At 59.4% G+C, this 12,436-nt stretch carries 12 protein-coding genes and 1 tRNA gene; 6 read left to right on the top strand and 7 right to left on the bottom strand.

All coding sequences use genetic code 11. The annotated features are described in order from the left end of the window. Positions 1-305: 305 nt before the first annotated feature. Positions 306-393: transfer RNA gene (locus DCS96_RS03415), tRNA-Ser, on the bottom strand. A 526-nt stretch (positions 394-919) separates the two neighbouring features. Between DCS96_RS03415 and rnt the strand changes: the two genes are divergently transcribed. Beyond that, positions 920-1,579 carry a ribonuclease T gene (rnt, locus tag DCS96_RS03410; RefSeq protein WP_116472943.1) on the top strand — a complete coding sequence of 220 codons (660 nt, stop codon included), beginning with the start codon at positions 920-922 and terminating at the stop codon, positions 1,577-1,579. Positions 1,580-1,631: 52 nt separating this feature from the next. On the opposite strand, the gene DCS96_RS03405 is transcribed toward rnt, so the two are convergent. Together DCS96_RS03405 and modF are read right to left on the bottom strand one after the other, a co-directional pair. Continuing rightward, positions 1,632-2,318 carry a cupin domain-containing protein gene (locus DCS96_RS03405; protein WP_116472942.1) on the bottom strand — a complete coding sequence of 229 codons (687 nt, stop codon included), beginning with the start codon at positions 2,316-2,318 and terminating at the stop codon, positions 1,632-1,634. A 57-nt stretch (positions 2,319-2,375) separates the two neighbouring features. Beyond that, entirely contained in the window at positions 2,376-3,851 is a 1,476-nt protein-coding gene (modF, locus tag DCS96_RS03400) for a molybdate ABC transporter ATP-binding protein ModF (protein ID WP_116472941.1), read from the bottom strand. A gap of 177 nt (positions 3,852-4,028) precedes the next feature. Here modF and DCS96_RS03395 point away from each other — a divergent pair, with 177 nt between their 5' ends. Next, positions 4,029-4,274 (top strand): TIGR02647 family protein, encoded by a 246-nt coding sequence (locus DCS96_RS03395; protein WP_116472940.1) that lies wholly within the window; start codon positions 4,029-4,031, stop codon positions 4,272-4,274. 63 nt (positions 4,275-4,337) lie between these two features. Here the strand turns inward: DCS96_RS03395 and DCS96_RS03390 are convergent, their stop codons facing one another. Then, on the bottom strand, positions 4,338-4,943 hold the full coding sequence (locus DCS96_RS03390; protein ID WP_116472939.1) for a peroxiredoxin C: 606 nt from the start codon (positions 4,941-4,943) through the stop codon (positions 4,338-4,340). Between the two features lie 232 nt (positions 4,944-5,175). Between DCS96_RS03390 and DCS96_RS03380 the strand changes: the two genes are divergently transcribed. Next, positions 5,176-6,498 (top strand): Na+/H+ antiporter family protein, encoded by a 1,323-nt coding sequence (locus DCS96_RS03380; protein ID WP_116472937.1) that lies wholly within the window; start codon positions 5,176-5,178, stop codon positions 6,496-6,498. A gap of 275 nt (positions 6,499-6,773) precedes the next feature. Here DCS96_RS03380 and DCS96_RS03375 read toward each other — a convergent pair whose 3' ends face one another. Continuing rightward, positions 6,774-7,676: a LysR family transcriptional regulator gene (locus DCS96_RS03375; RefSeq protein WP_116472936.1), complete on the bottom strand. Its 903-nt coding sequence runs from the start codon at positions 7,674-7,676 to the stop codon at positions 6,774-6,776. 113 nt (positions 7,677-7,789) lie between these two features. On the opposite strand from DCS96_RS03375, the gene aguB reads away from it, so the two are divergent. Together aguB and aguA are read left to right on the top strand one after the other, a co-directional pair. Next, positions 7,790-8,680 carry an N-carbamoylputrescine amidase gene (aguB, locus tag DCS96_RS03370; RefSeq protein WP_116472935.1) on the top strand — a complete coding sequence of 297 codons (891 nt, stop codon included), beginning with the start codon at positions 7,790-7,792 and terminating at the stop codon, positions 8,678-8,680. Further along, positions 8,680-9,771 (top strand): agmatine deiminase, encoded by a 1,092-nt coding sequence (aguA, locus tag DCS96_RS03365; protein WP_116472934.1) that lies wholly within the window; start codon positions 8,680-8,682, stop codon positions 9,769-9,771. Before aguB ends, aguA begins: the two co-directional genes overlap by 1 nt. Positions 9,772-9,837: 66 nt before the next feature. On the opposite strand, the gene solA is transcribed toward aguA, so the two are convergent. Continuing rightward, the gene (solA, locus tag DCS96_RS03360) at positions 9,838-10,977 is read right to left on the bottom strand and encodes an N-methyl-L-tryptophan oxidase (RefSeq protein WP_116472933.1); all 1,140 of its coding nucleotides are present in this window, start codon (positions 10,975-10,977) and stop codon (positions 9,838-9,840) included. A 227-nt stretch (positions 10,978-11,204) separates the two neighbouring features. After that, positions 11,205-11,543 (bottom strand): Grx4 family monothiol glutaredoxin, encoded by a 339-nt coding sequence (locus DCS96_RS03355; RefSeq protein WP_116472932.1) that lies wholly within the window; start codon positions 11,541-11,543, stop codon positions 11,205-11,207. A gap of 290 nt (positions 11,544-11,833) precedes the next feature. On the opposite strand from DCS96_RS03355, the gene sodB reads away from it, so the two are divergent. Next, positions 11,834-12,415: a superoxide dismutase [Fe] gene (gene sodB / locus DCS96_RS03350; protein ID WP_116472931.1), complete on the top strand. Its 582-nt coding sequence runs from the start codon at positions 11,834-11,836 to the stop codon at positions 12,413-12,415. Positions 12,416-12,436: the final 21 nt, after the last annotated feature.

The following is a 12,436-nucleotide window of genomic DNA, read 5'->3' as shown; positions in this document are numbered from 1 at the left end:
CCCGGTGAGACAGCCGATGCTCGGACCGGTACTCATAGCGAACAGCCTCATGCGGTGTAGATACCAACTGTAGGCGAACAGGTCCTGTTTGGAAACCTCAAAGACCAACACCGCGGTGTCATTACGCAAAACCGGGGTCAGCAAGGAAGGGAATATCTCGCCGAAGCCTGCTCAGGGCCGATAGCGTGCCCCTAAGCAGGTTTGGCTCATGATGCAGTCGGCTCCGGCGGGCAGTGCCGAAATGCCGCTGCCCGAGCCCTGAACACGAAAAAACCCGCCGATTGCTCAGCGGGTTTTTCTAAATCTGGCGGTGAAGGAGGGATTCGAACCCTCGATACGTTGCCGTATACACACTTTCCAGGCGTGCTCCTTCAGCCACTCGGACACCTCACCAAATTTTTCCGTGTTTTTTGATAACGGGTGTCACTTTCACCCGCTTACTGCATTTGGATTGCCGTCCTCGGGCTGACGCAGCACGCTGCGTAACTTATACCCCGGCTTCGCCTCTCGGGCAGCCACTCGGACACCTCACCAAATTTTCCGTGTTTTTTGATAACGGGTGTCACTTTCACCCGCTTACTACATTTGGATTACTGTCCTCGGGCTGACGCAGCATGCTGCGTGACTTACACCCCGGCTTCGCCTCTTGGCAGCCACTCGGACACCTCACCAAATTTTTTGGTATTTGATACGGTGTTACCTGCACCGTTTGCTGCCGGTCCGTATCCGTCCTCGGCGAGCGGGGCGTATAGTAGAAAAGTCCCGGGGGCTGCGCAACGACTTTTTTCGGATCTACGACTGTTTGACCAATAATACGCCAATCATGCCATCGGCCCCGGCGCCCGGCATCTTTGCGGGGCGACCTTTTGCACCAGCTCTGGCATAATAGCCGACCGATTCAGGCAGACATCAGGGTACTATGGCTGAGATAACAGCACACACACGGCTTAATGAACGCTTCCGGGGATACTATCCCGTGGTGATCGATGTGGAAACCGGCGGCTTTAACGCTCAGACCGATGCCTTGCTGGAGATCGCCGCCGTCACCCTGAAAATGGATCAGGAAGGCTGGTTGCTCCCGGATCAGACCTTTCACTTTCATGTCTCGCCGTTTGAAGGCGCCAATCTGGAGCCGGCCGCCCTCGCCTTTACCGGCATAGACCCGTTCAGCGCCCTGCGCGGTGCGGTGACCGAAGCAGAGGCACTGACCCAGATATTCAAGGGAGTGCGCAAGGGGCTCAAGGCCGCCGGATGTCAGCGGGCCATCGTGGTCGCCCACAATGCCGCTTTCGATCACGGTTTTGTGATGGCCGCCGCCGAGCGCGCCGAGATCAAGCGTAACCCCTTCCATCCCTTTGCCACCTTCGACACCGCCACCCTGGCCGGGCTCGCCCTGGGCCAGACTGTGCTGGCCAAGGCCTGCAAGACGGCGGGGCTCGACTTCGACAACAAGGAAGCCCACAGCGCCCTCTATGACACCAGCAAAACCGCCGAGCTGTTCTGTAGTATCGTCAACCGCTGGAAGGCCTTGGGGGGCTGGCCCCTGCCGCCGGACGACGGCGATTTCCCGGTCAAATAATCCCCCCCCGGCCCGTTAAACAAGGCACTAACGTGGCTGGGGGGTCCGACCATCACCGCCGGCTGGTACGCACTATCCCACCGATGCTTACCGTCAGATGCCCGGTGCGGACCCACAGCCGGGTGCCCGGCCCCGCCACGAGTTCAGGCACAGTTCCCGGCGGGAAGCGCAGCCAGCTCAGGCCGTTGAACCCGTCCTGCCCCGCTCTCAACTCACCGCCCAGTACCAGTATTTCCAATCCATGCCGATAGCAACAGGGCGGGAAACGGCCGCCGTCCGGAAAACTCAGCACGCTGGTGACTTCACCGCCATGCCGATGCAGTGGCAGCCGCAAATAACCATGCTCGCCGTTAACCCATTGACCGTCGTCCGGCGCTGTCGTCACCAGGGAGTGGGTATCGTCCGCGGCAAACTGGTTGAGCTTGACGAAGATCAGGCAGCCGTCACGACTGAAGGCGCTGTGATGGCTTAGGGGTGGGTGACGCACATAACTGCCGGCAGGATAGTTTCCGTTTTCGTCGGAAAACACCCCCTCCAGCACCCAGAATTCTTCTCCCTGGGGATGATCATGGGTAGGGAACTGCGCCCCCGGTTCAAAGCGTACCAAACTGGTTACATGGCCGCTCTCGGCCTGTTCCCGTTCCAGGGGATAACGCCAGACGCCGGCGGCGGGAGACGCCTGCCAGCGCTGCGTATCATAGGGGAGTGACAGTGTCTGCGAAAAGTCCATATTGAGCATCGGTTAATGTCCCGACAGACAAGGGGACTATCATAGTCCCCCTCCCCTCGATTGAGGTCAAGCCCCTTTTAGCGATGTTGTTTGGTAGACAAAGCCGTCATCCCGGGGCACAAAGCTGAGCCGGTGGCTGATGCAGTCCGGGGCATCCTGCTGATGGTGTGAGACAAACAGCAACTGGGTCTGTCCCTCGGCCACCAGCAGGTCTATCCAGCGTTTGACCCAGTGCCTGTTGAGGGTATCCAGACCCTGTAGTGGCTCGTCCAGGATCAATACCGGCGGGTGCTTGACCATGGCCCGGGCGATCAACAGCAGTCGCTGCTGGCCATAGGACAGGCTGCGGAACGGCACCTCTGCCTGCTCACTCAGCCCCAGCAGCGCCAGCCACTCCCGGGCCAGGGCCAACTGGCGATCGCCGGGCTGCTGATAGACACCGACGGAGTCAAAGAAACCGGACAGGATCACCGAGCGGGGGGTAGCGGTTACCCGGTATTCCAGCTGCATACTGGCACTGACATAGCCGATATGCTGCTTGATGTCCCAAATGCTCTCGCCGCTGCCCCTGCGATGGCCGAATAAGGTCAAGTCATTACTGTATCCCTGAGGGTGATCGCCGCTGACCAGGCTGAGCAGGGTCGACTTGCCGGCGCCGTTGGGGCCGACTATCTGCCAGTGCTCCCCCGGGTTCACCTGCCAGTTCAGGCCATCCAGGATCAGCTTGTCGCCATAGCGGATGCGGATATCGCGCATCACAACCCGCGGCGTCACCCCGTCCAGCTGGCGTCGCTGCGCGTCCGGATCGGGCGCCGGCAGGGCCTGGGCCGCCTGCTCCCGGGCTTCAAGGTGCATCAGCTGTGCCATCAGTCCAGCCTGCTCCACCTGGGTCCGCTCGCCACTGACCACCAGCTCACAATCGGCCAGAATACCGAGCCGGTCGGCGCAGGGGGGAATTTCTTCGAAACGATTGAGGATCAGCACCAGACTTTGGCCCTGGGCAACCAGTTCACCCAGCAACCGGCTCAGGGCCGCATGGGCATCCACATCCAGACCATCGAACGGCTCGTCCAGCACCAACAGCTCCGGCTGCCGCAACAGGGCCCGGCACAGCAGCACCTTGCGGGTTTCGCCGGTAGACAGGTATTTGAACCCCCGTGACAGCAAGCCGGACAAACCGAAATCCGCGGCCAGCCCGGTCAAGGCTTGGGGGTTACTGGCCCCCTCCAGCATGATATCCCGGGCGGTATGGCCCTGATCCTCATAATCGAGGTAATCGCTCTGATCTTCGTCCCGCTCCCGCTCCGCCAGTCGTTGCTGCTGTTCAAACGACACCCACTCCACCCGCCGGAAGCGATTTTCCATGATACCGGTAATGCACGTCAGTTCTCCCGCCAACACCTGGGCCAGGGCCGTCTTACCGCTGCCGTTGGCGCCGACAAAGGCCCAGCACTGGCCCTTCAGTAAGGCAAGTTCGGGGATCTTCAGCCGGCGTCGGTCGGTGATGGCGAAATGGGCGTCCCGGATATTGATGCTGGCCATGGCTTGCAGTCCTTGTATTAGCGGTAAATGCGCCATAATGGGTAAAGCCGGCTGGTGATGCAAGCCGAGATGCGACCCGTGTAACTCCGTTATTGTGAGCCAGCGCCCAGCTCCGCACGGGAGAAGGCGTTAACGTCAGTGCTGGGCTTAAGTGAACCTGCGGGTTAAGGAAGACATATGGGTTATAACCAGGCGTTACTCGATGAACTGAATCTGTTACTGCATTTTGACCTGGATACCACTCAGCAGGGTATCAAGGTGCACCACACCGCCGCCGCCGCCCAAATCGGCGCCGCCGAGCGGTTGCACCAGAAGGGGCTGATCACTCTGCACGATGGCGGCTACCTGACCGAGCTGGGACGGGAGGCCGCCGAGCATGCGCAAACCATGCTGAGGCTGCTGAAGGAACCCACTACGGCTTGAGCCACATTCAGCAGATACAAAAATGCCGGCTTGCGCCGGCATTTTCAATCATACCTGCGACTATTACAGCTCGCTGGCATTCTCGGACAGGTACTTGGCCACACCTTCGGTAGAGGCCTGCATGCCTTTCTTGCCTTTTTCCCACTGAGCCGGGCACACTTCGCCGTTGGTCTCGTGGAATTCCAGGGCATCAACCATACGCAGCATTTCATCGATGTTGCGGCCCAGCGGCAGATCGTTGACGACCTGGTGACGAACCACGCCGTTCTTGTCGATCAGGAAAGAACCACGGAAGGCGACACCGGCTTCCGGATGCTCAACATCATAGGCCTGGCAGATTTCGTGCTTGACGTCGGCAACCAGCGGGTATTTCACCTGACCGATACCGCCGTTCTCCACGGCGGTGTTACGCCAGGCGTTGTGGCTGAACTGGGAGTCGATAGACACACCGATAACTTCTACGCCACGCTTCTGGAATTCTTCAAAGCGGTGATCGAAGGCGATCAGCTCAGACGGGCACACAAAGGTGAAATCCAGCGGATAGAAGAACACCACGGCGGCTTTGCCCTTGGTGAATTCTTTCAGGTTGAAGTTTTCAACGATTTCGCCATTACCCAGTACAGCGGCAGCGGTAAAGTCAGGAGCCTGACGGCCTACCAATACGCTCATGTGTATCTCCTTGATTATCTATGGGTGGTTTTTATTAAACCGGATGGTGTGCATAAACAGTATATGGGCGGCCCACACCAAACCCAAGGGGGCCGAAGCGGTTCTTTGCATCGAATGGCGAGGAAGCATACAGGCGTCGGTTGCTATAAGAAAAATAATACTCGACATACGGGTATTATTTTGCAAACTAGCGCCCCTTGTCCCCTTTCGCCAATCAAAAAAGGATAAGTAAATGAATCCTGTCGTTGTCGCCGTCGGCCTGATGCTGGCATTGAGCCTGCTGCGCATCAATGTCGTGGTCGCCCTCTCTCTCAGTGCCCTGGCTGGAGGCATGGTATCCGGCATGTCCCTGACCGAGGCGGTCAATACCTTTGCCGGCGGTCTCGGTGGCGGTGCCACTATCGCCCTCAGCTATGCCATGCTCGGCGCCTTCGCAGTCGCCATTGCCCGCTCGGGCATCACGGACCTGCTGGCCCAGAAGGTGATCAAGGCACTGGGCCAGGACCCCGACGCCGGCCGGCTGCTGTGGATCAAGGCCCTGCTGATGAGTACCCTACTGCTGGTCGCCGTCTCCTCTCAAAACCTGATCCCGGTGCATATCGCCTTTATTCCCATCCTGATCCCACCCCTGCTACATGTGATCGCCAAACTACGTCTGGATCGCCGGGCCCTGGCCTGCGTGCTGACCTTCGGTCTGACCGCCACCTATATGCTGCTGCCGGTGGGCTTCGGCGGCATCTTCCTCAACAATATCCTGCTGGCCAATCTGCTGGAAAACGGGGTACAAGCGGATAAATCCATGTTGCCGATGGCCATGGCCATCCCTGTCGGCGGCATGTTTCTGGGGTTGCTGGTGGCGGTGTTTATCAGCTACCGCAAGCCGCGTCACTATGACGAAGGCAAGATACTGGCAATCGAACCCGAACACGTCACCATCAACTATGCCCATATCATGATCGCCGTGCTGGCCATCCTTACCGCCCTGGGTCTGCAGCTGTACAGCGACTCCATTATATTGGGGGCCATGGCGGGCTTTATCATCTTTACCCTGGGGGGAGTCATTAAATATCAGGAAAGCCAGGACGCCTTTACCCAGGGAGTGAAGATGATGTCACTGATCGGCTTTATCATGATTGCCGCCGCCGGTTTCGCCGCTGTGGTCAAGGCCACCGATGGCATAGGTACCCTGGTGCAAGCGGTAGAATCGCTGATCGGGGATAACAAGTCTCTGGCCGCATTGGTGATGCTGATGGTGGGATTGCTGATCACCATGGGCATCGGCTCATCCTTTTCCACCATTCCGATTATCGCCCCCATCTATGTGCCCCTGTGCATCGCGCTGGGCTTTTCCCCCCTGGCCACGGTCGCCATCATCGGCACCGCCGGTGCCCTGGGTGACGCCGGCTCGCCGGCCTCGGACTCGACCCTGGGCCCGACCTCGGGCCTGAACGCCGATGGCCAGCATGACCATATCTGGGATTCGGTGGTGCCCACCTTTGTACACTACAATCTGCCGCTGATCGCCTTCGGCTGGCTGGCTGCGGTCAGCCTGTAATTCAAGAGGCTCTGTCCTCTCCCCCCTGTGGGAACGTCGACCTTTGTGGGAGCGTCGACCCCGGCGCGATACTATCCGCAGGATAGTTAATTGCCTGAGCTATATCGCCCCGGGGACAGGCCTCCCACAAAGGCTTCTGCCGAATCTCGGGTTTGCTGCATTTTGATGGCCTGACGGCCAACTCGCCGCAGGGTCGCGCCTCCCACAAAGGTACTTGCCGAGCTTCGGCTTTGTTGTAGGCGCGGCGACCCCGCAGCGATTCCCTTTTCAGGAATTCAAATCAGCTCGCGGATCAGCTGCCTTAGCCATTGCAGCGCCGGCTGCCGATCATGGAGCGGATGCCAGACACAGTTGAGGTGATAGTCGGGCAGGTCTTCGGGCAGGGCCACCCGCTTCAGGGGCCAGGCCCCGGCCAGCAGTTCGGCCACTTTTTGCGGCAGCACCAGCAGATGGTCGGTCTGACTGACGATGGCGGCCGCCGACATATAACTCTGGCTGTTGACCGAAATAATTCGCCTGAGTCCCAGTTGCGCCAGCCAGGTATCGACGATCGACTCCCGGGTACCCAGTGGCGAGTGGAATACATGGGGCAGGGTCGTCAGTTCCTCCAGCGACACGCGTGTGCCGACCACCTTATGATCCTGGCTGACCAGGCCCGCCAGCGGCTCGGTCAGCCAGGTTTCTTTCTGCAATCCGCCGGGCAGTTTCATATATTCATCGAAGCCCAGCACCAGATCCACCTCGCCGTTGGCCAGCCCTTCTTCCGGCAATTTGTCGCGCAGTATATGGATCTCTATGCCCACCAGGGGCGCGATCTGCTTCAAACGGCGGATAAGGGGCGGGATCAGCACGCATTCCACATAGTCGGTAGTGCTCAACACAAACCGCCGGCGGGAAGTGGCGGGATCGAACTGCGCCGGCCGGCTCAGTTGCTGCTCCAGCAGCGCCAGGGCCTGGTGCACCGCCAGATGCAGCTCCAGGGCCCGAGCCGTTGGCACCATGCCAGCCTGGCTGCGTACCAGCAGGGGATCGGCAAAAAATTGGCGTAACCGATTCAGGGCATGACTCATGGCCGGCTGGCTAATAAACAGCTGCTCAGCCGCGCGGGTAACATTACGCTGTTTCATCAGCGCGTCAAAGGCCAGTAACAGATTCAGATCGAGTTGGTGCAGCTTCATTGATTATTCACCATATGAATAATTAAATTAATACTATTCATTTGCTGAATGAATTACCAGCGTCCAGACTGAGTCTAACCTGTATATCAACCCGTTTGTTGAGGAGTATTGACATGAGCAAGGTAACCGTCGCCGCTACCCAGATGGCCTGCAGCTGGGACAAGGAAGGCAATGTACTGCGCGCCGACAAGCTGGTGCGCCAGGCCGCAGCCCAGGGTGCCCAGATAGTGCTGATCCAGGAGTTGTTTGAGACTCCCTATTTCTGCATCGATCAGAGCCCGGAGCACTTCGCCCTGGCCCATGAGCTCGACAACAGCCCGCTGATCCGCCATTTTCAGGCCCTGGCCAAGGAGCTGGCGGTGGTGTTGCCGCTCAGCTTCTTCGAAAAGGCCGGCAATGCTTACTACAACTCCCTGGTGGTGATCGACGCCGACGGCTCTCTGCTGGATGTCTATCGCAAGACCCATATCCCCAACGGCCCCGCCTATCAGGAAAAGCAGTTCTTCACCCCGGGCGACACCGGCTTCAAGGTGTGGCAGACCCGCTATGCCAAGATTGGCGTGGCCATCTGCTGGGATCAGTGGTTCCCGGAAACCGCCCGCAGCCTGGCACTGATGGGTGCCGAACTGATCTTCTTCCCCACCGCTATCGGCTCGGAGCCGGCCTACCCCGAGATCGACAGCCAACCGCACTGGACCCGCACCCAGCAAGGCCACGCCGCCGCCAACCTGGTACCGGTGATCGCCTCCAACCGCATCGGCACCGAACGCAGCAAATATCTCGACGACCTGGAGATGACCTTCTACGGCTCTTCCTTTATCGCCGATCAGTTCGGCGAACTGGTCGCCCAGGCCGACAAGCACTCCGAGGGCGTTCTGGTACACAGCTTCGATCTGGAAGAGATCGCCAAGACCCGTATCAGCTGGGGCTTGTTCCGGGATCGCCGGCCGGCCATGTATCACACCCTGCTCACCTCCGACGGCAAAAACCCGGGGGCCCGCTAATGGCTGCACAGTTTCAGGGGTTGCCGGCACAGGTCGGTTTTTACATGCCCGCCGAATGGGCGCCACAACAGGCAGTATGGATGATCTGGCCCCACCGCCCGGACAACTGGCGGGAACAGGGCCGGCCGGCCCAGGCCACCTTTGCCCGCCTGGCCGAGGCCATCTCCGCCGCCACCCCGGTCTACATGGCGGTCCCGACCAGCGAGATGGACAAGGCCAGGGCGGTGATGCCCGCCCGGGTACAGCTGGTTGAGATCAATAGCGACGACGCCTGGGCCCGGGATACCGGCCCGACCGTGGTCATCAACGACAAGGGGATGGTCGCTGGTATCGACTGGCGCTTCAATGCCTGGGGCGGCCATCAGGGTGGTCTCTATTATCCCTGGGACAAGGATCAGGCCATGGCCCGGGCCATGCTGGCGCACCAGCAGTTGCCGGTGATCGAGTCCCCCCTGGTGCTGGAAGGCGGCTCCATTCATGTGGATGGCGAAGGCACCCTGCTGACCACCGCCGAGTGCCTGCTCAACCCCAATCGCAACCCGGATTTCACCCGCGCCGAGATTGAGCAACAGCTCAGGGACTACCTCGGCGTCAGCCAGTTTATCTGGCTGCCGGAAGGCGTTTACATGGACGAGACCGATGGCCATATCGACAACATGGCCTGCTTCGCGCGACCGGGTGAGGTCATACTGCACTGGACCAATGACGAGAATGACCCCCAGTATGCCCGTTCCCGAGCGGCCTTTGAGGTGCTCAGCCAGGCGGTAGATGCCAGGGGCCGCAAGCTGAAAATATGGAAGATGCCCCAACCCGGCCCCCTCTATATTACCGAACAGGAAGCCGCCGGGGTGGAAGCCGGCGCCGGCGTGCCACGGGTCGCCGGCGAGCGGCTGGCCGCCTCCTATGTGAACTTCCTGATCAGCAACCGGCGGCTACTGTTCCCGCTGCTGGATGAAGGCACAGACGATCAGGCCCGTCAGCTGCTGGAAACCATCTTCCCCGAGCTGGATGTGGTCGGCGTACCGGCGCGGGAAATCCTGCTCGGCGGCGGCAACATTCACTGCATCACCCAGCAGATCCCGGCGGTATGATACCTGGGGATTAGGGATTCGGAGCGATACAATCAAACAGCAAGGGGCGCAATGCCCCTTTTTTGATCACCCTATAAAACGGAACCGGTCGAGGCTGAAGGGCGACAGATCGAAGCCCGTTTCACCGTCCAGCATCCAGCTGGCAAACAGTTCCCCCAGCACACTGGCAAACTTGAAACCGTGGCCGGAACAGGCGCTGGCGATAAACAACTGCTGATGTTCGGGGTGCCGGTCCAGGATAAAGTGCTCGTCGGGTGTGCGCACATAATGACAGGCCTTCCCCGCTATCATCTCCCCTGCCCCGGGCAGGTAGCGGCGGACAAAGCCATTGAGCTCTTCCTGGTCTTCGTCATAGGCGCCAAAAGGCAGCAAAGGTTGTTCCGGCTCCAAAGGCTGACCACCATCATGACGCCCTACCTTGAGTCCTGCGCCTTCCAGGGTGGGGAAACCGTAAAAGATGCCGCCGGGAAGATCGGCGGAAAAACCGGACAACGCAGCCGGATCATGCACCGACTCATCGGCATGATACCAGGCAAAGGTTTTGCGTACCCGCTGCAACGGCAGTGGCAGTCCGAGCCCGGCCAGCAGCGGTGCCACCCTGTGGCCGGCACTGACCAGCACTCTGGTCGCCTTCAGTTGCAAGCCGGATGCGGTGCCGGCGGTGATCTGGCCGCCGACCGCCTTCAGTTCGGTGACCTGCTGTCCACCCAGCAATACGGCGCCCCGCGCCTGGCCCAGTCGCCGCCAGGCCGACAGGGCCCGCTCACAGTACAGTACCCCGGCGTCAGGCTCGAAACCGCCGCGGATATCCGGGGACAATTGCCAGGCAGGCCAGCGGGCCATGGTCTGTGTTGCATCCAATTGCTCCAGCGTCAGTTGGTACTCGGAGGCGCTGCGCACCACCTGGGCCAGAAATGGACTGCCGCTCGTGCCCAGGTTGACCACACCACAGGGTTCGAACAACCGCTTACCGGCGAGTTGTTCCAGCTCTTGCCACAAGACACGGGCCCGCAGCAGCAGGGGGATATAGGCGGCTCCCTCGCCGTAGGCATAGCGGATCAGCCGGGTGCTGCCGTGATGAGAGCCCAGGCTGTGGGGCGCTTCGGCTTCATCCAGCAGGATAACCCGAGCCCCCTTACGGGCCAGATAGAAGCCGGTGGCCATACCGACCGAGCCGGCGCCGACAATCAGTACATCTGCATCCATTATTGGTTCCTGTGTGTTGCTGCGGGCAGCACGGCGCCCGTATCGGCTTCATAGGGCTCATAGCGTACAGCCATGGTATCTATGACCTTGAGTGCAGGACGCGAACTTATCACAGGAAAACAGATGAGACACGGGAAAGCAGCAGCTAGTGCCGGGGATTCAGACCACCAGGACGGGCGCGGGTCGGCCAACTCGGGAGTCGACCGACCGGATCTGGAGACGGGCGGTTAAGCTTCGTCTTTTTTCGGGTATTTCGCGGCCGTTTCGTCGATCAGGGCCTTCAGCTCACCCTGCTGGAACATTTCCAGGATGATGTCACAACCACCGATCAGCTCACCGTCAACCCACAGTTGGGGGAAGGTTGGCCAGTTGGCGTATTTGGGCAGCTCGGCACGGATATCCGGGTTCTGCAGGATGTCTACATAGGCAAAGGGCTCACCGCAGTTCATCAGCGCCTGGGAGGCCTGGGCGGAAAAACCGCAGCTGGGAAACTTGGGAGAACCTTTCATATATAACAGGATCGGGTTTTCGCTGATCTGAGTCTTGATTTTTTCAATGGTGTCCATGACTACCTCGGACGGCTTGTTGTTAAAAAATCTATTCTACTGGATCTCCGGTCGGTCACAAGCCTTGGTCATTATAAATTGGTATCTGCTTGGCAATTAATTGCGGGTCAGCGCGGCCCGGCTATTCCCTACAAAAGCTGTTGTTGTTTAGCCGTCTGGCAAGCTGTTACAATCCTTTCAGCAATGTGCCGCTATTCTGAAAGCACGGATGTTTTACCTTCCGCAAGAAAAGAAAGTCAGCAATGTCTCGAGCCGACCCCGGTTGGCATACTAAAATGGAGAAAATAAAAATGGCATTTGAACTTCCCGCTCTGCCTTATGCGAAAAACGCCCTGGAACCCCATATCTCCCAGGAAACTCTAGAATATCACTACGGCAAACACCACAACACCTATGTGGTCAATCTGAATAACCTGGTTCCCGGCACCGAGTTCGAAGGCAAGTCCCTGGAGGACATCATCAAGACCTCCAGCGGTGGCATCTTCAACAACGCCGCCCAGGTATGGAACCACACCTTCTACTGGAACTGCCTGTCTCCCAACGGCGGCGGCGAGCCCACTGGTGCCCTGGCCGATGCCATCAAGGCCGCTTTCGGCTCTTTCGATGCCTTTAAAGAAGAATTCACCAAGTCCTGCGTGACCAACTTCGGTTCCGGCTGGACCTGGCTGGTGAAGAAGGCCGATGGTTCCGTCGCCATCGCCAACACCTCCAACGCCGGCTGCCCGCTGACCGAAGGCGCCGCTCCGCTGCTGACCTGTGATGTGTGGGAACACGCCTACTACATCGACTACCGCAACGTGCGCCCCGATTATGTCAAAGCCTTCTGGGCACTGGTAAACTGGGACTTCGTGGCAGAAAACTTCGCCAAATAAGTTCTCGTTAGCTAAAAACAC

It is taken from the genome of Zobellella maritima (assembly GCF_003075035.1).
Classification (GTDB): domain Bacteria; phylum Pseudomonadota; class Gammaproteobacteria; order Enterobacterales; family Aeromonadaceae; genus Oceanimonas; species Oceanimonas maritima.
This window is presented reverse-complemented; position numbering and strand designations above follow the sequence as displayed.

Excerpts from the sequence above, each read along its gene's own strand:
- rnt (WP_116472943.1), top strand. The coding sequence starts at position 920 with ATGGCTGAGATAACAGCACACACACGGCTTAATGAACGCTTCCGGGGA.
- DCS96_RS03405 (WP_116472942.1), bottom strand. The coding sequence starts at position 2,318 with ATGCTCAATATGGACTTTTCGCAGACACTGTCACTCCCCTATGATACG.
- modF (WP_116472941.1), bottom strand. The coding sequence starts at position 3,851 with ATGGCCAGCATCAATATCCGGGACGCCCATTTCGCCATCACCGACCGA.
- DCS96_RS03395 (WP_116472940.1), top strand. The coding sequence starts at position 4,029 with ATGGGTTATAACCAGGCGTTACTCGATGAACTGAATCTGTTACTGCAT.
- DCS96_RS03390 (WP_116472939.1), bottom strand. The coding sequence starts at position 4,943 with ATGAGCGTATTGGTAGGCCGTCAGGCTCCTGACTTTACCGCTGCCGCT.
- DCS96_RS03380 (WP_116472937.1), top strand. The coding sequence starts at position 5,176 with ATGAATCCTGTCGTTGTCGCCGTCGGCCTGATGCTGGCATTGAGCCTG.
- DCS96_RS03375 (WP_116472936.1), bottom strand. The coding sequence starts at position 7,676 with ATGAAGCTGCACCAACTCGATCTGAATCTGTTACTGGCCTTTGACGCG.
- aguB (WP_116472935.1), top strand. The coding sequence starts at position 7,790 with ATGAGCAAGGTAACCGTCGCCGCTACCCAGATGGCCTGCAGCTGGGAC.
- aguA (WP_116472934.1), top strand. The coding sequence starts at position 8,680 with ATGGCTGCACAGTTTCAGGGGTTGCCGGCACAGGTCGGTTTTTACATG.
- solA (WP_116472933.1), bottom strand. The coding sequence starts at position 10,977 with ATGGATGCAGATGTACTGATTGTCGGCGCCGGCTCGGTCGGTATGGCC.
- DCS96_RS03355 (WP_116472932.1), bottom strand. The coding sequence starts at position 11,543 with ATGGACACCATTGAAAAAATCAAGACTCAGATCAGCGAAAACCCGATC.
- sodB (WP_116472931.1), top strand. The coding sequence starts at position 11,834 with ATGGCATTTGAACTTCCCGCTCTGCCTTATGCGAAAAACGCCCTGGAA.